The sequence below is a fragment of the Neobacillus niacini genome, from assembly GCF_048572935.1.
GTDB lineage: Bacteria > Bacillota > Bacilli > Bacillales > Cytobacillaceae > Neobacillus > Neobacillus niacini.
On the sequence record NZ_CP183883.1, the window covers coordinates 2,385,750 to 2,408,193 of the forward strand.

30 protein-coding genes, 1 other RNA gene and 1 pseudogene are annotated in these 22,444 nt (G+C 36.2%); 21 read left to right on the plus strand and 11 right to left on the minus strand.

Annotation, left to right across the window (positions count from 1 at the left end):
* From ACN6MT_RS11405 to ACN6MT_RS11420, 4 genes are read left to right on the plus strand one after another with little or no spacing between them, the layout of a single operon-like run.
* Entirely contained in the window at positions 1 to 183 is a 183-nt protein-coding gene (locus tag ACN6MT_RS11405; protein ID WP_419955948.1) for a hypothetical protein, read from the plus strand.
* A gap of 35 nt (positions 184 to 218) precedes the next feature.
* Positions 219 to 422, plus strand: a complete 204-nt coding sequence (locus tag ACN6MT_RS11410) for a hemolysin XhlA family protein (protein ID WP_419955949.1) — start codon at positions 219 to 221, stop codon at positions 420 to 422.
* Positions 423 to 623, plus strand: a complete 201-nt coding sequence (locus ACN6MT_RS11415) for a hypothetical protein (RefSeq protein ID WP_419955950.1) — start codon at positions 423 to 425, stop codon at positions 621 to 623.
* The gene (locus ACN6MT_RS11420) at positions 623 to 1,423 is read left to right on the plus strand and encodes an N-acetylmuramoyl-L-alanine amidase family protein (RefSeq protein WP_419955951.1); all 801 of its coding nucleotides are present in this window, start codon (positions 623 to 625) and stop codon (positions 1,421 to 1,423) included. The genes ACN6MT_RS11415 and ACN6MT_RS11420 overlap by 1 nt, the downstream gene beginning before the upstream one ends.
* Before the next feature lie 45 nt (positions 1,424 to 1,468).
* On the opposite strand, the gene ACN6MT_RS11425 is transcribed toward ACN6MT_RS11420, so the two are convergent.
* The 3 genes from ACN6MT_RS11425 to ACN6MT_RS11435 form a co-directional block, all read right to left on the minus strand.
* The gene (locus ACN6MT_RS11425; RefSeq protein WP_419955952.1) at positions 1,469 to 2,194 is read right to left on the minus strand and encodes a hypothetical protein; all 726 of its coding nucleotides are present in this window, start codon (positions 2,192 to 2,194) and stop codon (positions 1,469 to 1,471) included.
* A gap of 108 nt (positions 2,195 to 2,302) precedes the next feature.
* Positions 2,303 to 2,554 carry a hypothetical protein gene (locus ACN6MT_RS11430; protein WP_419955953.1) on the minus strand — a complete coding sequence of 84 codons (252 nt, stop codon included), beginning with the start codon at positions 2,552 to 2,554 and terminating at the stop codon, positions 2,303 to 2,305.
* Positions 2,555 to 2,565: 11 nt separating this feature from the next.
* Positions 2,566 to 2,799, minus strand: coding sequence for a helix-turn-helix transcriptional regulator (locus ACN6MT_RS11435; RefSeq protein WP_419955954.1), 234 nt, complete (start codon positions 2,797 to 2,799; stop codon positions 2,566 to 2,568).
* 266 nt (positions 2,800 to 3,065) lie between these two features.
* On the opposite strand from ACN6MT_RS11435, the gene ACN6MT_RS11440 reads away from it, so the two are divergent.
* The 5 genes from ACN6MT_RS11440 (at position 3,066) to ACN6MT_RS11460 (ending at position 5,973) form a co-directional block, all read left to right on the plus strand.
* Positions 3,066 to 4,370, plus strand: coding sequence for an FtsK/SpoIIIE domain-containing protein (locus ACN6MT_RS11440; protein WP_419955955.1), 1,305 nt, complete (start codon positions 3,066 to 3,068; stop codon positions 4,368 to 4,370).
* Positions 4,306 to 4,899, plus strand: coding sequence for a replication-relaxation family protein (locus tag ACN6MT_RS11445; protein WP_419955956.1), 594 nt, complete (start codon positions 4,306 to 4,308; stop codon positions 4,897 to 4,899). Before ACN6MT_RS11440 ends, ACN6MT_RS11445 begins: the two co-directional genes overlap by 65 nt.
* A 12-nt stretch (positions 4,900 to 4,911) precedes the next feature.
* A complete protein-coding gene (locus ACN6MT_RS11450) occupies positions 4,912 to 5,394 on the plus strand; it encodes a hypothetical protein (RefSeq protein WP_419955957.1) in 483 nt (160 codons plus the stop codon).
* Between the two features lie 41 nt (positions 5,395 to 5,435).
* On the plus strand, positions 5,436 to 5,573 hold the full coding sequence (locus tag ACN6MT_RS11455) for a hypothetical protein (protein WP_419955958.1): 138 nt from the start codon (positions 5,436 to 5,438) through the stop codon (positions 5,571 to 5,573).
* Positions 5,574 to 5,685: 112 nt separating this feature from the next.
* Positions 5,686 to 5,973 (plus strand): hypothetical protein, encoded by a 288-nt coding sequence (locus ACN6MT_RS11460; protein WP_419955959.1) that lies wholly within the window; start codon positions 5,686 to 5,688, stop codon positions 5,971 to 5,973.
* Positions 5,974 to 6,096: 123 nt separating this feature from the next.
* Here ACN6MT_RS11460 and ACN6MT_RS11465 read toward each other — a convergent pair whose 3' ends face one another.
* Positions 6,097 to 7,077 (minus strand): DUF4062 domain-containing protein, encoded by a 981-nt coding sequence (locus ACN6MT_RS11465; RefSeq protein WP_419955960.1) that lies wholly within the window; start codon positions 7,075 to 7,077, stop codon positions 6,097 to 6,099.
* A gap of 163 nt (positions 7,078 to 7,240) precedes the next feature.
* Between ACN6MT_RS11465 and ACN6MT_RS11470 the strand changes: the two genes are divergently transcribed.
* The 4 genes and pseudogenes from ACN6MT_RS11470 to ACN6MT_RS11485 all read left to right on the plus strand — a co-directional run bounded on the left by ACN6MT_RS11470 (position 7,241) and on the right by ACN6MT_RS11485 (position 9,465).
* Positions 7,241 to 7,753: a hypothetical protein gene (locus ACN6MT_RS11470; protein WP_419955961.1), complete on the plus strand. Its 513-nt coding sequence runs from the start codon at positions 7,241 to 7,243 to the stop codon at positions 7,751 to 7,753.
* Positions 7,754 to 7,911: 158 nt separating this feature from the next.
* Positions 7,912 to 8,007: pseudogene (locus ACN6MT_RS11475) on the plus strand (hypothetical protein); the annotation flags it as partial.
* A 109-nt stretch (positions 8,008 to 8,116) separates the two neighbouring features.
* The gene (locus ACN6MT_RS11480; protein WP_419955962.1) at positions 8,117 to 8,953 is read left to right on the plus strand and encodes an EcsC family protein; all 837 of its coding nucleotides are present in this window, start codon (positions 8,117 to 8,119) and stop codon (positions 8,951 to 8,953) included.
* Positions 8,953 to 9,465 carry a MogA/MoaB family molybdenum cofactor biosynthesis protein gene (locus tag ACN6MT_RS11485; protein WP_419955963.1) on the plus strand — a complete coding sequence of 171 codons (513 nt, stop codon included), beginning with the start codon at positions 8,953 to 8,955 and terminating at the stop codon, positions 9,463 to 9,465. The genes ACN6MT_RS11480 and ACN6MT_RS11485 overlap by 1 nt, the downstream gene beginning before the upstream one ends.
* Positions 9,466 to 9,502: 37 nt before the next feature.
* Here ACN6MT_RS11485 and ACN6MT_RS11490 read toward each other — a convergent pair whose 3' ends face one another.
* Both ACN6MT_RS11490 and ACN6MT_RS11495 read right to left on the minus strand, forming a co-directional pair.
* Positions 9,503 to 9,817: a hypothetical protein gene (locus ACN6MT_RS11490; protein WP_034676807.1), complete on the minus strand. Its 315-nt coding sequence runs from the start codon at positions 9,815 to 9,817 to the stop codon at positions 9,503 to 9,505.
* A gap of 64 nt (positions 9,818 to 9,881) precedes the next feature.
* Positions 9,882 to 10,325 carry a universal stress protein gene (locus ACN6MT_RS11495; RefSeq protein ID WP_419955964.1) on the minus strand — a complete coding sequence of 148 codons (444 nt, stop codon included), beginning with the start codon at positions 10,323 to 10,325 and terminating at the stop codon, positions 9,882 to 9,884.
* A gap of 105 nt (positions 10,326 to 10,430) precedes the next feature.
* Between ACN6MT_RS11495 and ACN6MT_RS11500 the strand changes: the two genes are divergently transcribed.
* The 3 genes from ACN6MT_RS11500 (at position 10,431) to ald (ending at position 12,349) form a co-directional block, all read left to right on the plus strand.
* Positions 10,431 to 10,589 (plus strand): hypothetical protein, encoded by a 159-nt coding sequence (locus ACN6MT_RS11500; protein WP_419955965.1) that lies wholly within the window; start codon positions 10,431 to 10,433, stop codon positions 10,587 to 10,589.
* A 148-nt stretch (positions 10,590 to 10,737) separates the two neighbouring features.
* On the plus strand, positions 10,738 to 11,082 hold the full coding sequence (locus ACN6MT_RS11505; protein ID WP_419955966.1) for a hypothetical protein: 345 nt from the start codon (positions 10,738 to 10,740) through the stop codon (positions 11,080 to 11,082).
* Positions 11,083 to 11,227: 145 nt separating this feature from the next.
* Positions 11,228 to 12,349: an alanine dehydrogenase gene (gene ald / locus ACN6MT_RS11510; RefSeq protein ID WP_419955967.1), complete on the plus strand. Its 1,122-nt coding sequence runs from the start codon at positions 11,228 to 11,230 to the stop codon at positions 12,347 to 12,349.
* A 95-nt stretch (positions 12,350 to 12,444) separates the two neighbouring features.
* On the opposite strand, the gene ssrS is transcribed toward ald, so the two are convergent.
* Both ssrS and ACN6MT_RS11520 read right to left on the minus strand, forming a co-directional pair.
* Positions 12,445 to 12,640: non-coding RNA, 6S RNA (gene ssrS / locus ACN6MT_RS11515), on the minus strand.
* 54 nt (positions 12,641 to 12,694) lie between these two features.
* Positions 12,695 to 13,792 (minus strand): M24 family metallopeptidase, encoded by a 1,098-nt coding sequence (locus ACN6MT_RS11520; protein WP_419955968.1) that lies wholly within the window; start codon positions 13,790 to 13,792, stop codon positions 12,695 to 12,697.
* A 174-nt stretch (positions 13,793 to 13,966) separates the two neighbouring features.
* Here ACN6MT_RS11520 and ACN6MT_RS11525 point away from each other — a divergent pair, with 174 nt between their 5' ends.
* The 3 genes from ACN6MT_RS11525 (at position 13,967) to ACN6MT_RS11535 (ending at position 16,393) form a co-directional block, all read left to right on the plus strand.
* The gene (locus ACN6MT_RS11525) at positions 13,967 to 14,647 is read left to right on the plus strand and encodes a metal-dependent hydrolase (protein WP_034676814.1); all 681 of its coding nucleotides are present in this window, start codon (positions 13,967 to 13,969) and stop codon (positions 14,645 to 14,647) included.
* Between the two features lie 63 nt (positions 14,648 to 14,710).
* Positions 14,711 to 14,947: a hypothetical protein gene (locus ACN6MT_RS11530; RefSeq protein ID WP_419955969.1), complete on the plus strand. Its 237-nt coding sequence runs from the start codon at positions 14,711 to 14,713 to the stop codon at positions 14,945 to 14,947.
* A 126-nt stretch (positions 14,948 to 15,073) separates the two neighbouring features.
* Positions 15,074 to 16,393, plus strand: coding sequence for a CBS domain-containing protein (locus ACN6MT_RS11535; RefSeq protein ID WP_034676818.1), 1,320 nt, complete (start codon positions 15,074 to 15,076; stop codon positions 16,391 to 16,393).
* Between the two features lie 39 nt (positions 16,394 to 16,432).
* Here the strand turns inward: ACN6MT_RS11535 and ACN6MT_RS11540 are convergent, their stop codons facing one another.
* A complete protein-coding gene (locus ACN6MT_RS11540; RefSeq protein ID WP_419955970.1) occupies positions 16,433 to 16,741 on the minus strand; it encodes a YtpI family protein in 309 nt (102 codons plus the stop codon).
* Positions 16,742 to 16,836: 95 nt separating this feature from the next.
* On the opposite strand from ACN6MT_RS11540, the gene ACN6MT_RS11545 reads away from it, so the two are divergent.
* Complete coding sequence (locus ACN6MT_RS11545; RefSeq protein ID WP_419955971.1) at positions 16,837 to 17,775, plus strand: DHH family phosphoesterase; 939 nt, start codon at positions 16,837 to 16,839, stop codon at positions 17,773 to 17,775.
* A 29-nt stretch (positions 17,776 to 17,804) separates the two neighbouring features.
* Here ACN6MT_RS11545 and ytrI read toward each other — a convergent pair whose 3' ends face one another.
* Both ytrI and ACN6MT_RS11555 read right to left on the minus strand, forming a co-directional pair.
* Positions 17,805 to 18,308 carry a sporulation membrane protein YtrI gene (gene ytrI / locus ACN6MT_RS11550; RefSeq protein ID WP_419955972.1) on the minus strand — a complete coding sequence of 168 codons (504 nt, stop codon included), beginning with the start codon at positions 18,306 to 18,308 and terminating at the stop codon, positions 17,805 to 17,807.
* Positions 18,305 to 18,640 carry a YtrH family sporulation protein gene (locus ACN6MT_RS11555; protein ID WP_283861781.1) on the minus strand — a complete coding sequence of 112 codons (336 nt, stop codon included), beginning with the start codon at positions 18,638 to 18,640 and terminating at the stop codon, positions 18,305 to 18,307. The genes ytrI and ACN6MT_RS11555 overlap by 4 nt, the downstream gene beginning before the upstream one ends.
* 341 nt (positions 18,641 to 18,981) lie before the next feature.
* Between ACN6MT_RS11555 and dnaE the strand changes: the two genes are divergently transcribed.
* Entirely contained in the window at positions 18,982 to 22,344 is a 3,363-nt protein-coding gene (gene dnaE, locus ACN6MT_RS11560) for a DNA polymerase III subunit alpha (protein WP_419955973.1), read from the plus strand.
* Positions 22,345 to 22,444 lie beyond the last annotated feature (100 nt).

Genomic DNA, 22,444 nt, shown 5'->3' on the forward strand with positions numbered 1-22,444 from the left:
ATGTGTTTGTTATTTTGTGATGTTGATAGTGAAGGAAAGATTGTTGATAGCTTGATAGGTGATAGAGTTATTCCTTTGAGACAGTATCAATATTTTTTCTATCTACAAGAGGTTGTTAATGTAGTAGTTGCAAACGTACCAAACTATAGAGTAACAAATGGACAATTAACCCTAGAGGGCTGATAAATTCAGTCCTTTTTTTTATTGGAGGGATGTAAATGGAACAACTTGAAAATCGTGTTTCTAAACTCGAAGACAAAGTAACAGGTTTGGAAACTCGTGTTGCGGTTGCTGAATCAAACATTAAAGACATAAATAAAAAGTTAGACTCCATTAGTAATAATACAACTTGGATTCTTAGAATTATTATAGGTGCAATTATCATGGCTATTTTGGGATTGGTATTCAAGGGAGGTATTTAAATGGATAAATTAAAAGCAAAATTATCATCAAGAAAATTCCTAGTTACTCTTGCTGGTGTCATTACAGTTATTGCAAATGATTATTTTCAGTTAGGTCTAAATGGTGAGACTGTTTTTGCTGTTGTAAGCATGGTTGCTTCTTATGTACTTGGTCAAGGTTATGTAGATGGAAAGAAAGTATTAAAAGGGGATGGTCAATAATGACTATAAATATTACTCAAAAATTCTTAATTAAGAATGATTGTTACAAAGCAGGTAGAAAAATTACTCCAAAAGGAATAATGGTACATTCCACAGGTGCAAACAATCCTAAATTAAGTCGTTACATCCAACCTGACGATGGTGTTTTAGGTGTGAATACAAATAAAAATGACTGGAATCAAATAGGGTTAGATAGATGTGTTCACGCTTTTATCGGTAAAGATAAAAATGGGAATGCAAAAATTTATCAAACCTTACCATGGAATTATAGAGGTTGGCATGGTGGTGGAAAATCTAATGATACTCATATTGGATTTGAAATATGTGAGGATGGATTAACTGATCCAGTTTATTTTGCTGTTGTATACAAACTTGCAGTTGAGTTGTGTGTTTACCTTTGCAAAACCTTTAATTTATCAATTAACGAGATTATTGGTCACTACGAAGGATTCCAAAGAGGTATTGCATCTAACCATAGTGACCCCAAGCATTGGTTTTCAAGACATGGTAAGAGCATGGATACTTTACGATCGGATGTTAAAAAGGAAATGGAGGTAGTTCCTGTGAATTTCACAGATAAAGTAACGGTTCAGAATACTGCATTTTGGCAAGCGCAAGTGTTAGTGGAAGAGTATCAAAAAAGAGGGTTCAAATGTTACATAAATCCAGTTAGATCACATGAAACACAAGAAGATGGCTTTGCATGTCCATTTGTAGTAGAAACAAATTTCCAACACGCAAACCTAGTAAAAATGGAACTAGAAACTAAAGGCTATTCTGCTGTGTGGGAAACCATCTAATAAAAATAAGCCCTTCTCTTATTGAGTTGGGCTTATCCTATTTTTCTACCAACTACCCATTGTTGCACCGAATTCTTTAACTTCATCCGTCATTGAGTCGATTTTGGAAGCCTTAATAACAACTTCAGACATAGGCTGGTCATCGTCTGGAACAAAAGCATCTTTATTTATTGTTATCTGTGCAATCTTTATTTCTCCCTGTTTAACAGCAATAGTCACTGTTTTAGCCCCATCTAAATCCGGCTGTTGTAAAAAATCATAAGATTGATTAATGACATGTTGTGTAGCAAGACCAGACTTTAAGTCTTTACTCATTTCCACAAAAACAGTAACATGCTGATTAATATCAATAGCGTCCGTTACCTCAACAGACTTAGCATATACAAAAACCGAAGTATCAATTTCTTTTTTAACTTCCTCTAACGGCTTATTTTCAGGTGCTTTATCCTCAATCGTTTCTGGTGTGGTTTTTACAGTTTCTTCTTTTTTCTGAACTTCTTCATCTTTCTTTTTTGTTGAGTCTTCTGTTTTTTGTTTTGTAGTTACTTCATTCTTCTTAGAATCGTCTTTTTTTATTTCAGTTTTATAAGTAGCACTGGATGGTTCTACATCTGGACTTATAGCCCCACCAATAATCATTACTACGAAACAAAGTGTAGCATAAAGCATTCTCTTCTTACCCTTGCCTGTCTTTCTAAATGTGCTTACAATAGCTGTAATAATAAAAAACATAAAACCAAAAAAACCAGCCACTGCTAAAAACGTACCCATGAATTTTCCCCCTTATTTCTAATCCAATAGGATTATATCACTACTACGACAAAAAATTGGAAAAGTTTCAAAAAATACACAAAAATAACCCTTCTCTTAGAGAGGGGTTTAAAAAGGTAAATAATCAGACAATTCATGTTTTCTTTTTCTTTCTTCTTCCACTTGTTTAATGACCTTCTCTGTAATATCCTCGTTATCACAAATTACCTTTTCTAACTCAGCATGATAAGACATATTCTTCTGTATTTGCTTCCAAAATTCAAACGCTATTTGTTCCTTTGTTCTGCCTCTAAGTTCAAATGATCCTTTTTGGTATGCTCGGCTTGTAACTTGGTAATGTATTTCAACAACTGCGGTCATTTTATATCCCCTTAAAAATTAAAAAAATCATCCCTATTCACATTATAACCCATATTCTTTAATGCTTTTTGAATTTTTACCCATGTTTCTATTCTTGGACTATAATCTGGGTCACTACACATATTTGATACTGTTGTCCGTCCTACCTTTGATTCCTCAGCAATTTCCTGTTGAGTCAATCCCTTCTTATCTACCCATTTCCCAAATTTACTCCTCGTTTTTCCTAACCCAAATAATCCAAACATTGAATCTCACTCCTAGACAAGTTTTGCTATCAGTCTTGTCTAAAAATCCCGTTTTTAAACCTAATGCAAAAAAGTGGAATATTGGACAATCTAGCTCTAATACCTTGTAATATACCAAATGAATTTCCACCTCAACATACTGCCAAGGAATATTCCAGATTGAATAATATCAATATTTCGACACTGTTTTTAACTCTTCCAGATTGGAGCAACTAATTACTATGTAATTACTAAAGAGGTGGCGTTGAAAGGGGGATAAAATTCAAATGATTTTTGATGTTGTCACTACAACAATTTTTGGAGCAATTTCTTTGAAGGCTTATCTTTCTAAACATGGAACAGGAAACGATTCAAAAAAAATCAACAAGATTTTTGCATTAAGTGGATTGAATGTAAAAGACGGTAATCAGACGTTAACTGCTCAACAATTAAAAAAGAAAAATTATGATTGGGGGACTGAATATAGGTATCGTTTGCCCTTGGGACGGAGTTTTGAGGATTATTTAGCAAAGCAAAAAGCTATTGAAGCAGGGATTAATACACGTTCAATTAAACTTCAATTTAAAGACCTCAAATCATTGAAATTAGACCGAAATATCATTGCTAATATAAAAGGTCTATACACCAAGAAACTCACTGAAAACAAAGAAATAGAGATGTTATATGATGGATTATTAAAGATTAGAGTCTATAATGAATCATTGCCAACTGAGGTTAAATTCCAAGAAGGAAAGGGTTGGAAGGTGGTATTCGGAGCGACTAGGGATAGAAATAGATTAGTTTTTCACGACTTCGAAAGGATTCCTCATATTTGCTTTGGTGGTGCTACTAGATACGGTAAATCTAACTTGATTAATTGTATTATCAATTCTTTATTAAGACAGCAGCCTGATAATGTTAAATTCCATTTAATTGATCTAAAAGGTGGAGTGGAACTTTGTGACTATGAAAATATTAGGCAAACCGTATCTATTGCCTACGAACCAGAGAAAGCACTTGAAACACTTGAAAAGGCTTATCAACACATGAGAAAAATGCAACAAAGTATTAGAATATTAGGTAAAAAGAAAATTGAAGACACAAATATTAAAGAAAGAAATTTTATTATTATTGATGAAGTTGGAGAGTTAAACCCTGATGAAGCGGTATCCAAAGAGGAAAAAGCCTTGAGAAAAGAATGTCAAAAGTATATGAGTCAGATTTCACGACTTGGAGCAGGCTTAGGTTTTCGGTTAATACTAGCAACCCAGTACGGAACTGGTGATATTATACCTCGTCAATGCAAGCAAAATAGTGATGCTAAACTTTGTTTCCGAGTACAGTCGGGGGTAGCTTCAAGAGTGGTTCTTGATACAGAGGGTGCAGAATCATTACCAAGAATTAAAGGTCGAGCAATATATCAAATGGCAGATGAGCGTGTTATTGTTCAAACTCCATTAATCACAGAAAAGGATATCAAAGAAACTATAACTCCTTATATTGTTGAAAAAAAGGAGGTTGTATCAATTGAAACCCCTAAACAAAAGGCAAGAACAGATTCTTTTAAGCTTGAAGAAACTAGATTATCTTGACAGAGATCAATTAAATAAAATCCATCGACTAGGCACAATTCGCAATACTAATAGAATCCTCAGCCAACTATCCACCTATCTTGAAAAATATCGTGAAGATTATTCCACTATTTATTACCTTAACAAACAAGGTCGAGAGTATGTAACATCCGAAAAAGTCAGGAAAAAAACTAACTTTGTTAACCATGTAATCATGAGAAATCAATTTTACATTTATGCTGGATTCCCTTCTGAATGGAAAAATGAAATGAAATTAAGTGACGGTGAAATTAGCATTGTTTGTGATGCTTGGTTTAGAGCCAATGGAAAATACCACATTTTAGAAGTTGATTACCAGCAGACCATGAAAGAGAACAGAAATAAAATTGAAAAGTATAGGGGGCTTTACAATAACAAAGGTATGGAAAATAAATTAGGTCATGTTCCACCTTTAATATGGGTTACAACTACTGAACTAAGGAAAAAGAAATTAGTTGAATTATTAAAAGGATTGCCTTATGGAGTTTACACAATTAATGACATCAAATAAGGAGTGATTGATATGAGAAAAGCAAAATCAATTAAATTTGGTGAATTTATGAATGGTGAATATAAGGAGAAAGAGAAGGAGAAAAAACAAAGAATTATTCGTAAAACTACAAAGATAGCAAGTGCAGCCATACTACCTTTAGCAACTATGGGCGCAGTGGGAACATTAGGTTTTGCAATGACTACTTTAGCAGCTACTACAAATGCTGTTCCAGTATCAGTTGCCCCTACTGCAGTAGAAGCAACGGCAAAGGAATGGATGAGTGCTCAGAGTCTTGAAATGTTAGCACACGTCCTTGATCCAATTTGTGATATTTTGGTAGCTTTATCATTTCCAATTGCTAGTGTAATTATTGTAGGCTCATGCTTTCAATTCATGTTTGATAGGGCTGACAAGGGATGGACTATGATTCAAAATGCTGGTCTTGGGTATGTCTTAATTCAGGTATCTCCTCTTATCCTTAATGTATTAAAACAGGTTGGAAATGCAGTCTAGGATAAGGGTTTATATACAACTACATCTAGGAGGCTACAAGAATGGAAATTAGAATCAAACTTAATGGTAGAAAGTTAGTTGCTTGTAAAAAATGCGGTGTATACTCCGAAATTCATGGGAAGAAAAAGAAGAAGGGCTTATGCAATCACTGTACAAATAAAGTAGCAACTGTAGTGTAGGGGGATTTAACTTCTCCCTTTTTTTATTTGTCACGCATTTTACATAATTTTAACATTTAAGCGTTTCCGATATAGATTATGCTTATTCTGTAACATATTTGGGAGGTGTTTTATGGGTCATAAATTAATGACATTAGAAAGAGCTAAAAAAGAAATAAATATGCTTCAAGCTTACGTTAAATTAGTTGAATCGTATCAACCCACAACCATTGAACAGGAGATTGTTAAAGAATATGCCATAAAAAACAGTATTCCGAAAGTGTGTGAAAAGTTAAATGTTAGTCATGATAAAGTAGTAGATGTGATTAGCAGCCTAGGAAAGGATGAACTTCACAAAATTGTAAGGTCGGGATATATGAAGAAAACTAAGCATACTAGAGGTTATAGTTATGATCAATAAATGAAGATCGCTCCTTTTAAGAACGGCTGAAAACGTTACTCTTTCTTCATTATTAGTTCTGTAATAAGTTTTAATTGAATAAAGATTGATTATGGGTTTAACATAAATAAAAACACCATCTTATTATTTTGATGGTGTATTTAAATTGTTTTTGATTTTTTCCATTTCATAAATAGCTAAAAACTTATAACCATACTTAGAAGTTTGAATTCGCTGATATGGCTTTCCTGCGACTTTTACTTTCTCTAACAGATCAAGGGATATTAATTTAGGAGCGAATCTAAAAAAAAGAAAATTATCTTCAGTATCCATTCCGTAGCTATTTTCTATACCGATAGCGAATGAATCTTTAAAAATAATAAATAGCTCTAGATATGTTGCGTTTGTCCCTGCAACTTCTTTTCCAAATGCGTTTTCCGTTAATTCGATTTCATTGGACTCTAAATAATTTTTTACTTCATCAAATGAATATCCGTTTATTTCATTCTCTTTTAAAGTTACAGTTCTAAATTTTTCAATTTCTTTAGATAATCTTTGGTTTTCCTCTAATAATCTAAAATTTGATTCAAGTAACTCATGCTGATTTACAATACTCTTACCTGAAATCCATCCTGATAAAGTGCTATCTCTTTCAAATTCTTTTAAAGATTCCAACACTGTCAATTTAATATCCTTTATATCGAAGTAAAATTTGGATACTTTTCCTAAAACTTCTTTTTTAAATTCAGTATACTTAACATAATTTTCTCTTTCCAAAACACCTTGTCCATGTACTTTAACTTTTTCATCTAAAGCAGAATCCTTAATTACAATAGCAAACCTTGGCTTTCCTAATTCACCTGCATAGTCATATTCCCAATGAGTATAACTTTTACCACTATCCTCTTCTATACTTCCATATCTTCCTCCAAGAATTAGCATATAAACATCAGATTCTTCAATCCATCTTTTTATCGTTTCTTTTTGAGACTTATCTCCCGCCTTGAATAATTCCATACCAGCAGGTATATGACCTGCATTGAGTACAGCTTGGACAGCTGCTTGTCGTTCTTCATGTAAATCGGTGAATGTTGAAGAAATAAATACCTGTAATTTTTTCTGCATATAATGACCTCGTTTTAGGAATTTTTATACAAGTTTAGATAAATTATAGCAAATTCTTTCCATATTATTAACTTATTTAATATTAAATTATTTTTATAGATTGTGGTATAAACCACCTTAAATTTGACAATTAAAATAATGACAATTGAAGGGTGGTAAATTTATGGCTGATAAGTGGAGTACGGAAGAACTTGTAATTCTAAAGAATAATTTTAGTTCAGCAAAGTGGGAAGATTTACTAAATATGCTTCCAGATCGAATAGATTACCTAATTGTTGCTAAAGCATATAAATTAGGTTTAAAAAGAGAAAATGATAAGATAGCGGAATATTACGATGATGAAAAGGAAGCATGGGTGGAAACTAAAAGGTGTTATGGGAAAATATTGTCAACTGTTTCCTCAACTATCCCTGCTAAAAAAGGCACCACTTTAAAAGAAGCAAAAGATAAATTGGGTGAAAAAATTGCAAAAATTTTTATAGATAGTTTTCAAACAAGATATGAAAAATTCATTGATTCGATAGGATATAGGTTTCACAGCAGTCAATTGCAAGCACTATTTTACGGAATGGAAGTCGAATTGTTTTGTATAAGTGATGAAAAGGAACGAGCAAAGATACTTGAAAAGCACAAGAGTTTGTTAAAAAAAGCAGTATTAGAACGAATGGAAAAATGAAATGTAAAAGACTAAGCAGATGGCTGAAAAGGTGACTCTTTTTTTTGTCTTTTTTACAAATCATTACCTAATCAAATTTCATGGACAAACCAATACCTAAATGCTAAAATTGATGAAAATAATATGAAAAAAGTTGTGGGAACGTTGATTTAATAAGATTTATTAACTATCCTCATTCACCTGTTAAAGTAATCGTTATTCCTACAAATGAAGAAGTAATGATTGCCCGCGACGTTGTTCGTTTAGCACAATAATCCTTAATAAAAGGCAGGCTGTCCTAGAGACAGTTTGCCTTTTCACATTTTTTATGTATATTTCTTTGTGATATACTGGAGGGAGAAAAGGAAGGTAGGAGGATTGCCTATGCCATTAACTGACAGGGAAACAGAGGTATTGAATGCAATTAGGGAGTGGGAAAAGCAATTATTAAACTACGAGGCAAATGACCTGCAGCTTACGTATGAAAAATATTTAGAGCGTTCTTTCTCTTTGTTGCCTGAAAAAGTTCAAAGTCAATTTTTTTCAGTTATTGATAGCTGGTTGTTCCATTTGCACGGGATAATTCAGGGCTCTCAATTACAGATGGACGCAAAGGAAAGGATCCTATCTTCAGGTCGTGTTTTTAATAAGGATTTGCATCAAATTGAGGATTTAAAAAAATTAGATATTGATCAATTACAATACATAGCCATGCAGCAAATTGCAAGGCATCGATTATACTCCTTTGCACAGGGGGGCCTGGCGGGGACAGGCGGGCCGCTCCTTTTGGGTACAGACATACCAGCGATGGCGGTTATTAATTTAAGAGCAGTACAATTAATTGCCATGACATATGGTTTTGAGGTAAATACGCCTTACGAGATGATGAGTTCTTTAAAGGTGTTTCATACCGCTTCACTGCCTCCACGTCTACAAAAAGAGGGATGGTCGGTGTTAAGGAACGAAATGAAAACCAGCACTGATCATTATTTTTATGAAGGAAATGAAGAAATTACAGATGTAACTTGGCTGGAACAGCCTATCCAACAATTATTGAAAGCTATGGTCATTACGGTGTTCCGCAAAAGACTCATTCAAGGTATCCCTCTTGTTAGTATGGCCATTGGTGCAGGGACGAATTATCAGTTAACAAGAAAAGTTACGGAATTTGCCCATAACTATTACCAATTGCGTTATCTTAATCAGAAAGAGGAAATCTAATGAGTACAACAGAACATAAGCAGGGAGCTCCAAAGACTGTAAATTGTAAAGTAATTACCGTGAGTGATACGAGAAATAAGGATACGGATAAAAGCGGCAGGTTGATGATAGAATTACTAGAACAAGCTGGGCATGCCATTGTGGACTATTGTATTGTCAAAGATGAAGCAACTCCTATTAAAGAGGCTATCTTACAAGGATGTGAGCGCGAAGATATTGATGTTATTCTAACAAACGGAGGGACAGGAATAGCAAAGCGCGATGTCACCATTGAAAGTGTTCAAAGCATCCTAGATAAAGAAATAGTTGGATTTGGTGAATTATTCAGGATGTTGAGCTATCAAGAAGATATTGGCTCTGCAGCTATACTTTCTCGAGCAATTGCAGGCGTTGTAAAGAATAAAGGGATCTTTTCCACCCCAGGCTCTACTGGGGCAGTAAAATTAGCGATGAATAAGCTAATCCTGCCTGAAATAGGCCATGTAGTTAGGGAAATTAAAAAGGATCTTTAAAAATAAAGGAGAGCTCCCGGTAGATAGGGAGCTCTCTTTATTGATGCATTTTATCAGATACAGTTTGGTTTGCTCTATACCAAAGCCACAAATCATTGATGATAGACGCAAGTTCGGCAATTTCGCTGTTTAATTCACATGAGGTTTTAAAGTTACTTTCATTGGAAAGTTGTGTTTGTTTTTGATTTATCATTTTTTCAAGGTCAGCAATTCGATCCGGAATGCTGCCTCTTATTTGTTCCCATTTGAACAAGATAGCCTGCTGGGTTTCATCACTATATTGAGCCCATTCCAATGCTAGATTGGGAATAGAAATACCAAGACGTTGATCAAAGGAAAAATGTTCGTTCATGTGATAGCCTCCAAGACGAGTTATTGCTTTTATTTTACACTACATCTAGAAAGCATTCACGTATTTATTTATGTGTACGGACAATGAGGACATCACATGGTGCGTAACGAGTAATGTGTTCTGAAACACTGCCAATCAAAAACCTTTCAACTGCATTCATACCAGTAGCACCGCATATAATTAAATCAATATCATGTTTTTTAGCGATTTCCTTGGGGATTTTCACTTTTGGAGAGCCATACTCGATTTCATAGTGAACTTGTATAACTCCTTCGTGTATGGCTTGGTTTTGATATTTTTCCAGCATATCGATGGCAAGCTTGTTTGCGCGTTCGGCAATATCTGGATCATATGAATCAATTAAAAGGAATGACCTTGTGTCGATTACATGTGCTAGTAATAGTTTTGAGTTGTTTCTTTTAGCAATTTCGATCGATTTTTCTAGTGCCCACTCTGATTCTTTTGAACCATCCATTGCAACTAAAATATGGCCATATCTTTCTCCCATAGTGATCCCTCCTTACCTAAATTATACATTATTTTCTAGGAGTAAGATGTTTCAATTTTTCGAAAAATAATCGAGATAAAATCCATCGAAGGAGAGATTGAAATAATGCCAAAACAAGATCCTAGGAAGTCCTTTACATTTGAATTTAATGAACATGGAGCCAACGAGGTAAGTGAACAAATAATGGATTCCTACAATAGTGGCTTTATTGGTCAGGATTTTGAAGTGTCTAACGAAGCTGCGACACAGAGCACAAGTGAATAGGTATTTATAATTATAGGGCTCGCCAACAGGCGAGTTTTCCTATGTAAATGTCTATAAAATTTCTTTTATCGGGACAATTACCCAAGAATCTCATTTTAAACCTGCATATTCTTTAGTGTGTAAGGAATACAAATGAGGAGGAATAAAAATGCAAGAAATTACTAACTATATGGAATCAATTGATCCAAGCGATCAAAGGTTTGGTCACCATGGATTTGGTCATGGGTTTGGATTTGGAAGACCAGGGTTTGGATTTGGCAGACCAGGATTTGGATTTGGTAGACCATTTGGATTCGGCAGACCATTTGGATTTGGGTTTGGCAGACCGTTTGGATTTGGATTCGGGAGACCATTCGGATTTGGATTTGGCTTACCATTCTTAGGGGGATTAGCACTAGGGGCAGCATTAAGCCCTGGGTTTGGATATGGATATGGTTACCCTTACCCTTACCCTTACCCATATTACGGGTATCCGTTTTACCCTTGGTATTAAATATAACTATTGCAAGAGCTTTGCTATCGCAGAGCTCTTAATAATGTTTACTAAAAAAATGAAATTTATAAAAGGTTTGGGATTTCTACACTTTTTTGGTAAAATGAAAGTGTTTTCAAAGAATGTATTTATTGGAGGTAAATAAATGCAAATCGGCATACCTAAAGAAATAAAAAATAATGAAAACCGTGTTGCAATGACACCAGCCGGGGTTTTTAACCTATTGAAATATGGACACGAAGTTTATATTGAAAAAGGAGCAGGACAAGGTTCTGGTTTTACGGATGAAGATTACACGTCTGCCGGTGCAAAAATCGTAGAAACAGCCTCTGAAGCGTGGTCAATGGAAATGGTCATGAAGGTTAAAGAGCCACTTCCAAGTGAGTATCAATTTTTCCGTGAAGGATTAATTCTATTTACATACTTACACTTAGCTCCGGAGCCTGAATTAACAAAGGCTTTGATAGATAATAAAGTAGTTGGTATTGCTTATGAAACTGTGCAACTGCCAAATAAATCATTACCATTATTAACGCCAATGAGTGAAGTGGCTGGAAGAATGGCTGCACAAATTGGAGCTCAATTCTTAGAAAAAGTTCATGGTGGAAAAGGCATACTACTTTCTGGGGTACCTGGTGTACAAAGAGGGAGCGTTACAATTATCGGTGGCGGTGTAGCAGGAACAAATGCTGCGAAAATGGCAATTGGACTTGGTGCAAAGGTTACGATCATTGACTTAAATCCAGAGCGCCTTCGTCAGTTAGATGATATTTTTGGATCTGATGTTACAACTCTGATATCCAACCCTTATAATATAGCTGAAGCTGTAAGAGTTTCTGATGTTGTAATCGGTGCCGTGTTAATTCCGGGTGCAAAAGCTCCGAAACTCGTAACAGAAGAAATGATTCAATCTATGAATCCAGGAAGTGTCGTCGTTGATATTGCCATCGACCAAGGCGGCATTTTTGAAACTACTGACCGGATTACTACTCACGACAATCCAACTTATATTAAACATGGTGTTGTTCATTATGCTGTGGCGAATATGCCTGGAGCGGTACCAAGAACATCAACCATCGCTTTAACAAACGTGACAGTACCTTATGCGATCCAAATTGCCAATAAAGGGTTTAGGCAGGCATGTCTTGAGAATGATGCATTACTGAAGGGGATTAATACATTAGGTGGGTTTGTAACCTATGAAGCAGTCGCAGATGCACATGGTCTGCATTACTCTGATACTAAAACATTACTTGGGCAGATGTAAAAAACAATTGGAAGAGATTGATTCTCTTCCTTTTCTCTTAAGCAGAAAAAAGAAAGCCAGCTTCAAGTCGAAGCTGGCAGTTTAAATTCAAAATTATATAGCCGCATTTGCCGTACCTCATATAAGAAAGTTTTAAACCACCACTCCTCAAAGTGGGTGTTCGCAGAAGCCTTCCTGCATGTCCTCCATGTCGTTTAGACAGAGGCTTGTCATTTTAGCTCCGATAGTAAAACTCCCTTTTACAGCTTAAAGGTTAAAACTTTATTATCACTACGAGCAACGCAGCTTGTATTAGTATAATACTGCAATTTATTCAATTGTGCAATGGTAAAAAAAACAAATTAACTACCTTATGATTTGTAATTCCTTAGGGAATTTGGTTAATACTTTAGCTCCATCCGCAGTAATGAATACATCATCTTCAATACGTACACCTGCTACACCAGGTACATAAATGCCTGGTTCAATTGTATAAACCATTCCTTCCTCTATCACCAATGGGTTTGTTTCTGTCATCGAAGGATACTCATGGACACTGATTCCTAAACCATGGCCTAGACGGTGCGGGAAGTATTCACCAAAGCCTGCATCTGCAATGATTCTTCGGGCCGTTAAGTCTACCTCAGCTGCTGTTACACCTGGTTTACTTGCCTCTACAGCAGCTAATTGTCCTTTTAAGACGGTATCATATATTTCTTTTTGTTTATCATTAATATCACCATATGCAACGGTTCTTGTAATATCAGAACAATAGCGGTCTACCACTACGCCTAAATCGAATAGGACTAAATCGCCCTTTTTGATTTTTGTGCTTCCTGGGTTGCCGTGTGGGGACGCAGCATTTGCACCTGTTAAGACCATTGTAGAAAATGACATTTCGGTTACGCCCTTTTGCTTAAGCGCATATTCAACTGCATTTAAAACTTCTAATTCAGTTCGCCCCTCTTTAATTTCACTGCAGCCAACTTCGATTGCATAATCAGCTAATGCACACGCTTCTTCAATAATTTTTAACTCCTTGGCATCCTTTATCATCCGCAGTTTTCTCATTTTTTCCTCAGCGGAAACAAAAGCAGCACCCGGAAATAATGCTGTCAACTGCTCATAGCGTTCTACATTCATATGTTCTTTTTCGATGGCGACATTTCGTACATGGCTGATTCTTTTATTGATTGAGGTATGTACTAATTTCCATGGATTTTCGATATCACTATAGCCGATGATTTCTTGGTTCCAGCCAGATGTTTTGACATCATGAACCTCCATTCCCGGACAAACAAGGAAAGGCTCTTCCTCTTGGAATACTGCTAATGCAAGTAAACGTTCATGTGGATTTGAGAAAAATCCACTTAAATAAAATACATTTTCAGAAGAGGTGATGAAGCTGACTTCAATACCATTTTCCTTCATCCAAGCTTGAAGTTTTTGTAAACGTTGGTTCATTTCTTTTCCTCCTAAACTAAACATTTCTATTTGAGCGTATCAATTTTACTCCTGTGTGTAAACAATCTGCATATAGGTTGTGCTAAATCAATCTATTTATGGATATAAATGAGGAAGGAATTTAGAAATTTTTATGGAAGTACATAGTATTACACAAATGGAGGAGATGGGAAAATGAAAGTATCTTATCATGGGCATTCAGTTGTTCAAATTCAGGTCAATGGCAAAAATATTATCATTGATCCTTTTATTACTGGAAACCAATTAACGGACTTAAAATTGCGGGATGTAAATCCAGATGTAATTATTTTAACTCATGGTCATGGAGACCATGTTGGAGATACAGTCGAGTTAGCCAAAAGAAACAATGCGCTTGTAATAGCGAATGCCGAGCTTTCTACATTCTTAGGCTGGCAGGGGGTAAACACTCATGCAATGCATATCGGCGGAGCCTATCAATTTGATTTTGGAAAAGTTAAATTGACACAAGCCTTTCATGGTTCCAGCTATGAGACAGAAAATAAAGAACTTGTTTATTGCGGCATGCCCGCAGGAATTCTCTTTATGGCAGAAGGAAAAACGATTTATCATGCCGGAGATACAGGTTTGTTCTCAGATATGAAGCTTATTGGTGAAAGACATCCTATTGATTTAGCTTTCCTGCCAATCGGCGATAATTTCACAATGGGTCCTGAAGACGCAGCATATGCAGCTAAATTACTGGCAGCAAAAACCATTGTTCCGATTCATTACAATACATTCCCGCCAATTAAGCAGGATCCAACCCAATTTATTAAATTGCTTGAAAATAAAAATGGAAAAGTCCTAGAACCTGGAGATTTTATCGAATTATAATACTTTTTTACCCCTTCTGTGCATAAAGTGAAACAAGCAGTTGTTTGAAGGGAGATAAGTCAATTGAAAAAAAACAGATATTTACTATGCCTGTTGCTATGTGGTTTTATGCTTTATTTCGCTGTACCAAGATTATCAGTTTTTGCAGAAGGACTCGAAGGGACATTTGCTCTAACCTGGCTGGCATTTGCATTAATTGTCATTGCAGGAAATCTCACTGCGATATTGTATAGCCCAAAAAGAGCAGTGAAAAAACGACAGCAGCTCAGATTGAACAAAAAATCACGTTCTTATTATTAATAGCCGTACTGTAAGGGGGGCCTGTAAAAAGGCTCCCTTTGTGTTGGTTTATTATTCAAATTAATGGTATAAATAATATATCAATTATTATTATTAATTAATGGGTTATAGAAATGGGTGAAGGTCTTGGCTACAAAACATGAACAGATTCTGCAATATATTGATGAACTTCCTGTTGGGGAAAAAATATCAGTACGGCAAATCGCCAAGGCGATGACTGTTAGCGAAGGTACAGCTTATCGAGCAATCAAGGAAGCTGAAAATAAAGGCTACGTAAGTACAATCGAACGTGTAGGCACGATTAGGATTGAACGGAAGAAAAAAGAGAATATTGAAAAGCTTACCTTTGCAGAAGTCGTTAATATTGTGGAGGGTCAGGTTTTAGGCGGAAAGACTGGCTTGCATAAAACGCTAAATAAATTTGTTATCGGTGCAATGAAACTTGAGGCAATGATGCGCTATACCGGTCCTGACAACTTGTTAATCGTCGGAAACCGAACTCAGGCGCAGGAACTAGCACTGAAAGCAGGTGCAGCTGTCTTAATAACCGGTGGTTTTGATACAGAGGACCATATCAAAAAGCTTGCTGATAGTTTAGAAATGCCAATCATATCAACAAGTTATGATACGTTTACAGTAGCAACCATGATAAACCGGGCCATCTATGACCAGTTGATTAAAAAAGAAATTATTCTGGTTGAGGATATCCTAACACCTCTTACCGAGACGTATTATCTTAAAACTTCTGAAAAGGTTTCAAGGTGGCATACTCTCAATCTAGAAACCACCCATAGCCGTTATCCAGTTGTGGATCAGAACATGAAGATTCAGGGAATGGTAACAGCTAAAGATATCATGGGACAGGAGTCAGATACAACCATCGAAAAGATTATGACAAAACAACCGATGACCGTTTCAGGTAAAACAAGTGTAGCCTCGACAGCGCATATGATGGTTTGGGAAGGAATTGAAGTTCTTCCGGTTGTCGATGATACGAATCGTCTTGAAGGGATTATTAGCAGGCAGGATGTTTTAAAAGCATTGCAAATGAATCAGCGTCAGCCACAGGTAGGAGAGACACTTGATGATATCGTCACCAACCAAATGGTGTTAATGAGGGGAAGAGCTAAAGGGGAAGAAGTGTATACCTGTGAAGTTACCCCGCAAATGACAAACCATCTTGGTACTATATCCTACGGTGTATTTACTACGGTTGTATCGGATGCTGCGAACAGGATTTTACGGAGCTATAAAAAAGGGGATTTGGTTGTTGAGAATATGACTATTTACTTTTTAAAGCCTGTTCAGATGGAGAGTATTTTAGAAATTTATCCAAGAGTCCTTGAAGTGGGCCGAAAGTTTGGAAAGGTCGATGTAGAGGTCTTTAATGATGGAATTTTAGTTGGTAAGGCAATGATGATGTGTCAGCTTATCGATCGAAATTAAGCAAATGAAAAAAGCCGCTTGAAAATAAGCGGCTATCATTTATTTAATACTGTAACTCTCTGCTTCTTCTGCGGCAAATGGAAGATAGTGTTTATACTTTTTGTATCCAACCCAAGTAAACACACCGCCATATGCAATAAAGATGACTGATACAATCAGTGTAACCGTCGTTTGTGAAATAAAGAATAAATGATTAATACCAAATAAGAAGACAAATAAACCAAGGGCTATATTTGATTTGGCACCTAGCCATTTCTTTTCCACTGGCCGGCTGCTTCGGAAGTATTTTGTTTTATAAAATAAATAAAAGGCAAAAAGTATGACGATGAAAAAAACTAGAATTGACATTATATTTCCTCCAAGACGAAAATTCTCTTGTTAATTGTACATATTATTTTAACAAAATACTACCCTTGCTTCAAAACAATAGAGAGGTGATTCCATTGAATGAAAAAATTTTAGAAATGATTGAACAATATGAGACGATAATCGTACATCGCCATGTTCGTCCAGATCCCGATGCATACGGTTCACAATGCGGATTGGTGGAAATACTAAAGGCTTCATATCCAAACAAAAATGTGTTTGCAGTTGGAAAAGAAGAAAGATCGCTTCATTTTATGCGCCGTTTGGATTCCATTGAGGATGAAGTTTATAAAGGGGCTTTGGTTATTGTTTGTGATACCGCAAATCAGGAACGGATTTGTGACAGAAGATATACTCTAGGTGATAAACTAATTAAAATAGATCATCATCCAAATGAAGATCCTTACGGCGATTTATTGTGGGTGGATACAACGGCAAGTTCATGCAGTGAGATGATTTATGAATTTTACTTATTCGGTAAAGACAGAGGGTTAAAACTAAATGATGCAGCTGCAAGGCTTTTATTTGGTGGTATTGTCGGAGACACTGGAAGATTTCTATTTCCAAGTACGACGGACAAAACCTTTGCCTATGCAGGGGAACTGATTCATTATAATTTTTCTCGTACAGAACTCTTTGACAAAATGTACGAGCGTGATCTCAATATCATTAAATTAAACGGCTATATTCTGCAAAATTTTGAAATGCAAAGTAACGGTGTAGCTTCAGTCCGTCTTACAAAGCAGCTATTAGAAGAATATGATGCAGTGCCGTCAGAGGCTTCGTTACTTGTAGGAACATTAGGAGATGTAAAAGGGATTAAAGCGTGGGTGTTTTTTATTGAAGAGGAAGATCAAATTAGGGTGCGTCTGCGTTCAAAGGGTCCAGTCATTAATGGGGTTGCAAGGAAGTTTAAAGGCGGCGGACATCCACTTGCCTCAGGTGCTTCCATTTATTCATGGGATGAAGTGGATCATGTCCTAAAAGAACTTAGCGAAGTGTGTGACAACTACTAAAAAATCGGTCCAATTTCTGGACCGATTTTCTATTCTTCAAAACTAATTTCCAGTTGAATGGAAAGGGTGGTGAAGATGACCATTTCCTTCACCTGCAATTTATATCTTTTGTCGTTTAGTTTAACAGGTTTATTTTGAATGATTTTTTTTATTAATTCTTTGCTTTTATAGACAGTGTCAATGTCCTTTGCAATCATCATACTAATGTCATCTTTTACAGAGTCTTCGATTTCTGAAACACTTAACATATCCAGTTTGTATTTTTCCCCATTGATTATTTTGATGTTGATTTTTTGAATCGTCAACTGCTCAATGGTCCGTTTATTTATTTCCTTATATTCTTCCTGCCAGATTTTTTTTTCGCTTTCTAGGTCAACAATTTTTTCACTTTGCTTTTCAATGAGTGCAGTGTGCTCCTCCTGCCATACTCCATAAATATAAATGAAAATACACCAACTAATAGCGCCGCCAATGACCATTCCTGCAAAAAAACGCTGCCATGCAGGTCTGCGATAATAAGGAGGAATTCTCACGATATATACTCCTGTGTTAACCAATTAATAATCAGGGCACCTGTCTGGGCACCGCCTAAGGCAGATAGGATAATAAGAAGCTGTTTAAAAATGTCCCTCGTTTCTGCATTGAATATCCCTCTCTCAAAGGTGTAAACGGCATCAAATGTCCCTCCAATAGCAGCAACAATTGCCCAAATTCTTAAGTCTGTGGACAGCCTGTACACAGCCGTAAGCGGTGGTTGTCCAGTTAGAAAGGCTGCGATTCCGCCAATTAAGGAACCGCCTAGGATAACGCCCAATGCAATAAAATAGCTCTCAATAAATGTAGGAAAAAAACCAATTTCTTTCATAACCTCAACCGCCCTCACGGAATATCAATACCTTTATACATTTATATGGACAAACCGCCCTGATTATGAATTTTATAATTAAATGTGAAACGTTGAATTGATAGTGGCACTCTGTTGATTTGTGCGGAAGGCACGGAGACTCCTGCGGGAGGACGGGGCAGGGGAGACCCCGCAGGCGCTTAAGCGCTGAGGAGGCTCCCCGGACCGCCCGCGGAAAGCGAAGTGCCAGGAGCGCAAATCAACAGACAAATTACATAGCCAGAAAATAAGAACATATTTTCCTTTTTTAGAGTTTAGCTCTATAATGTAGGTAAGAGTTTTTAATGGAAGGGGTGACAAAAATGTCTTTTATTCACCTTCATGTTTATAGTGCATACAGCTTGTTAACAAGCACAGTTTCGGTTCATGAATTAGTTCAAAATGCAAAGGAAAAAGGATTTAAGGCGATTGCATTAACCGATCGAAATGTTATGTATGGAACGATTGAATTTTATAAATTATGTCTAAAAAACAATATACAACCAATTATGGGGTTAACCGTAGATGTAGAAAGTGAACACAGGAAGGAAGAATCATTTCCATTAGTCTTATTAGCTGAAAATGAAAAAGGATTTAAAAACCTTTTAAAAATTTCTAGTGCAGTTCAAACTAAAGCGTCAAAAGGTATTCCTTTTAAATGGTTAAAACATTATGCAGAAGGACTTATTGCTATTTCTCCAGGAATAGAAGGAGAGATTGAACAAAATCTATTAAGCAATCAACAAGAAGAAGCGATAGCAATCATAGAAAAGTTTCAGCGTATCTTTGGCGTAGAGTCATTTTTTCTAGCTGTGCAAAACCATCAAGTAGAAGAAGAAAAAATTTTGACACAGAGAATCCAGCGTATTGCTAAAGAACTAAGTATTCCATTGGTGGCAACAAATAGAGTTCATTACATAGAACAAGAGGATATGTTTGCCCATGAATGCCTGTTAGCCATAAAAAATGGAGATAAACTTCAGGATGAGCACCGAGAAACGCTAGAAAGTGATCAATATTATTTAAAAACGGCAAAAGAAATGATAGAAGCCTTTCCTGAATTACCCGAAGCGTTAGAGAGCAGTATTACAATCGCTAAAAGGTGCATGGTAAATATCGAATTGAACAAAACCTATTTACCTGAATATCCGACAAAGAACAAGCAGTCTGCAGAAGATTACTTGGAAATATTGTGTGAAAAAGGGTTAATGGAGCGCTACGGGTCACCTACACAAGAACACTATGAACGATTGTCTTATGAATTATCGGTCATAAACTCCATGAAATTTAGTAATTACTTTTTAATTGTTTGGGATTTTATGAGATATGCCCGTGAACGTGGTATTTTGACTGGTCCGGGAAGGGGTTCAGCAGCAGGGTCATTAGTGGCCTATGTTTTGTACATTACCGATGTCGACCCGCTAGCACATCAGTTATTATTCGAACGTTTCTTAAATCCAGAGCGGATATCGATGCCGGATATAGATATCGATTTCCCGGATCATCGCCGCGACGAAGTAATAGAATATGTTGCAAAAAAGTATGGAGAATTACATGTTGCACAAATCGTAACGTTTGGAACCATGGCCGCTAAGGCAGCAATTAGAGATGTTGGCAGAGCTTTTGGCTTGAATACAAAAGAATTAGAACAGCTGTCGAGACGTATTCCATCACGGTTGGGAATAAACCTTAAAGATGCATATAAAGAATCACAGTCTCTTAGAGCTTTTATTGATGAAAGTCCGATGAATCGAAAGCTCTATGAAACAGCATTAAAACTAGAGGGATTGCCTCGTCATACCTCCACACATGCTGCAGGTGTTGTTATTAGTGAAAAGCAGCTCGTTGAGTTAATTCCCATTCAACAGGGGCATAATCATGTTTATTTAACCCAGTATTCAATGGAACATCTTGAGGAAATAGGCTTACTAAAAATGGATTTTCTGGGGTTAAGAAACTTATCATTAATTGAATCAATATTATCTTCCATGCAAAAGAAAACCGGAAAAAAAGTAGACATTAAGACCATACCGTTAAATGATGAAAAAACATTTGAACTGTTAGCAAGAGGAGAGACAACCGGTATATTCCAGTTAGAATCTGAAGGAATGAGGAAGGTATTATTGCGTTTGAAGCCTTCACGCTTTGAAGATATTGTTGCAGTTAATGCCTTATATCGTCCAGGACCAATGGAGAATATTCCTCTATTTATTGACCGAAAACATGGAACGCAAGTAGTTGATTATCCACATGAGGATTTGCAGCCTATACTGGAAAATACTTATGGAGTTATCGTATACCAGGAGCAAATCATGCAAATAGCATCTACAATGGCCGGTTTTTCCCTCGGTGAAGCGGATTTGCTGCGCAGGGCGGTAGGTAAGAAACAAAAGGATGTATTGGACAGGGAACGAAATCATTTTGTCCAAGGTGCCCTAAAGAAAGGGTATAATATTGCACTGGCAAATGATATTTATGATTTAATTGTACGATTTGCCAATTATGGCTTTAATCGCAGCCATGCAGTGGCATACAGTATGATTACGTACCAGCTTGCCTATTTAAAGGCTAATTACCCCCTTTACTTTATGGCGGGGCTGTTAACATCCTCAATTGGGAACGAAACCAAAATCGCCCAATATATATTGGAAACAAAACAAAAGGATATTGAAATCCTTCCTCCCTCCATTAATTACAGCGGGTTTTCCTTTCAAGTAGAGAAGAATGGTATTAGATACAGCCTTGCTGCAATAAAAAGTGTAGGTGCAGCAGCATTAAGAGAAATATTCCAAGCAAGAAAAAGTAAAAAGTTTGAGGATTTATTCGATTTTTGTACAAGGGTTTCTTCAAAAGCCATCAATCGGAAGACTTTGGAGGTTCTCGTCCATTCAGGAAGTTTTGATGAATTTAAAGAAGACCGTTCTGTCCTGCTTGCAAGTTTGGATGTGGCGCTTGAACATGCGCAATTATTTAAAGTGGATGAAACAAGCCAAGTAGAATTATTTCTTGAAGAATTTCAGCTTAAACCGAAATATGTCCAAGTTGATCCTATTAGGCTAGAGGATAAGCTTTCTTTCGAAAAAGAGGCTCTTGGCTTTTATCTTTCCGATCACCCAGTCTCTATTTTTGAAAAAAGACTTAAACATGCTGGAGCAAATGTTTTGCTAGAATTATCGGCAGATAAAAAACGTGTGGCTGTTGGTGTTTATATTACCTCTTTACGGAAAATCAGAACAAAAAAAGGGGATTCGATGGCCTTCTTGAATCTTAGTGATGCAAGTGGTGAAATGGAAGCTGTCGCTTTTCCAGACGTGTACAGAAAGTATTCTCACTTGCTGGAACATGGGAAATTTGCTGTGATAGAAGGAAAAGTGGAAGAACGGGATGGTAAGCTTCAATTTATAATCCAACAGGTAGTTGAAATGGAAACATGGCTCAGTTCAAAATCTAAGCAGGAATCAATTTTATATCTAAAAATAGGCAATGGAAAGCAAGACGAGCAATCATTATTTCAATTAAAACGATTATTTAAGGATAATATAGGAACAACTAACGTTGTTTTACATTATGAAAGCAGCAAGAAAACTATCAGACTGGGCAGTGAATTTATGGTTGACCCCAGCAGTTATTTTATGAAAGTATTACGTGAGTTTCTTGGAGAAGACAATGTCGTTTTAAAAGATTAATTCTTTACAACTCTTTCAGATGTGTTATAGTGGTAAATGAAGATGGGTGTGGTCTGACCACTAAAAAATCAGACTAGGATTATTGTATTTAATGATATCT

Excerpts from the sequence above, each read along its gene's own strand:
- ACN6MT_RS11415 (WP_419955950.1), top strand. The coding sequence starts at position 423 with ATGGATAAATTAAAAGCAAAATTATCATCAAGAAAATTCCTAGTTACT.
- ACN6MT_RS11495 (WP_419955964.1), bottom strand. The coding sequence starts at position 10,325 with ATGGGAGAAAGATATGGCCATATTTTAGTTGCAATGGATGGTTCAAAA.
- ACN6MT_RS11450 (WP_419955957.1), top strand. The coding sequence starts at position 4,912 with ATGAGAAAAGCAAAATCAATTAAATTTGGTGAATTTATGAATGGTGAA.
- ACN6MT_RS11405 (WP_419955948.1), top strand. The coding sequence starts at position 1 with ATGTGTTTGTTATTTTGTGATGTTGATAGTGAAGGAAAGATTGTTGAT.
- dnaE (WP_419955973.1), top strand. The coding sequence starts at position 18,982 with ATGTCTTTTATTCACCTTCATGTTTATAGTGCATACAGCTTGTTAACA.
- ACN6MT_RS11520 (WP_419955968.1), bottom strand. The coding sequence starts at position 13,792 with ATGAACCAACGTTTACAAAAACTTCAAGCTTGGATGAAGGAAAATGGT.
- ACN6MT_RS11435 (WP_419955954.1), bottom strand. The coding sequence starts at position 2,799 with ATGTTTGGATTATTTGGGTTAGGAAAAACGAGGAGTAAATTTGGGAAA.
- ald (WP_419955967.1), top strand. The coding sequence starts at position 11,228 with ATGCAAATCGGCATACCTAAAGAAATAAAAAATAATGAAAACCGTGTT.
- ACN6MT_RS11430 (WP_419955953.1), bottom strand. The coding sequence starts at position 2,554 with ATGACCGCAGTTGTTGAAATACATTACCAAGTTACAAGCCGAGCATAC.
- ACN6MT_RS11440 (WP_419955955.1), top strand. The coding sequence starts at position 3,066 with ATGATTTTTGATGTTGTCACTACAACAATTTTTGGAGCAATTTCTTTG.
- ACN6MT_RS11490 (WP_034676807.1), bottom strand. The coding sequence starts at position 9,817 with ATGAACGAACATTTTTCCTTTGATCAACGTCTTGGTATTTCTATTCCC.
- ACN6MT_RS11540 (WP_419955970.1), bottom strand. The coding sequence starts at position 16,741 with ATGTCAATTCTAGTTTTTTTCATCGTCATACTTTTTGCCTTTTATTTA.
- ACN6MT_RS11460 (WP_419955959.1), top strand. The coding sequence starts at position 5,686 with ATGGGTCATAAATTAATGACATTAGAAAGAGCTAAAAAAGAAATAAAT.
- ACN6MT_RS11500 (WP_419955965.1), top strand. The coding sequence starts at position 10,431 with ATGCCAAAACAAGATCCTAGGAAGTCCTTTACATTTGAATTTAATGAA.
- ACN6MT_RS11555 (WP_283861781.1), bottom strand. The coding sequence starts at position 18,640 with ATGAAAGAAATTGGTTTTTTTCCTACATTTATTGAGAGCTATTTTATT.
- ACN6MT_RS11485 (WP_419955963.1), top strand. The coding sequence starts at position 8,953 with ATGAGTACAACAGAACATAAGCAGGGAGCTCCAAAGACTGTAAATTGT.
- ACN6MT_RS11525 (WP_034676814.1), top strand. The coding sequence starts at position 13,967 with ATGAAAGTATCTTATCATGGGCATTCAGTTGTTCAAATTCAGGTCAAT.
- ACN6MT_RS11505 (WP_419955966.1), top strand. The coding sequence starts at position 10,738 with ATGCAAGAAATTACTAACTATATGGAATCAATTGATCCAAGCGATCAA.
- ACN6MT_RS11425 (WP_419955952.1), bottom strand. The coding sequence starts at position 2,194 with ATGGGTACGTTTTTAGCAGTGGCTGGTTTTTTTGGTTTTATGTTTTTT.
- ACN6MT_RS11470 (WP_419955961.1), top strand. The coding sequence starts at position 7,241 with ATGGCTGATAAGTGGAGTACGGAAGAACTTGTAATTCTAAAGAATAAT.
- ACN6MT_RS11480 (WP_419955962.1), top strand. The coding sequence starts at position 8,117 with ATGCCATTAACTGACAGGGAAACAGAGGTATTGAATGCAATTAGGGAG.
- ACN6MT_RS11420 (WP_419955951.1), top strand. The coding sequence starts at position 623 with ATGACTATAAATATTACTCAAAAATTCTTAATTAAGAATGATTGTTAC.
- ACN6MT_RS11455 (WP_419955958.1), top strand. The coding sequence starts at position 5,436 with ATGGAAATTAGAATCAAACTTAATGGTAGAAAGTTAGTTGCTTGTAAA.
- ACN6MT_RS11410 (WP_419955949.1), top strand. The coding sequence starts at position 219 with ATGGAACAACTTGAAAATCGTGTTTCTAAACTCGAAGACAAAGTAACA.
- ACN6MT_RS11465 (WP_419955960.1), bottom strand. The coding sequence starts at position 7,077 with ATGCAGAAAAAATTACAGGTATTTATTTCTTCAACATTCACCGATTTA.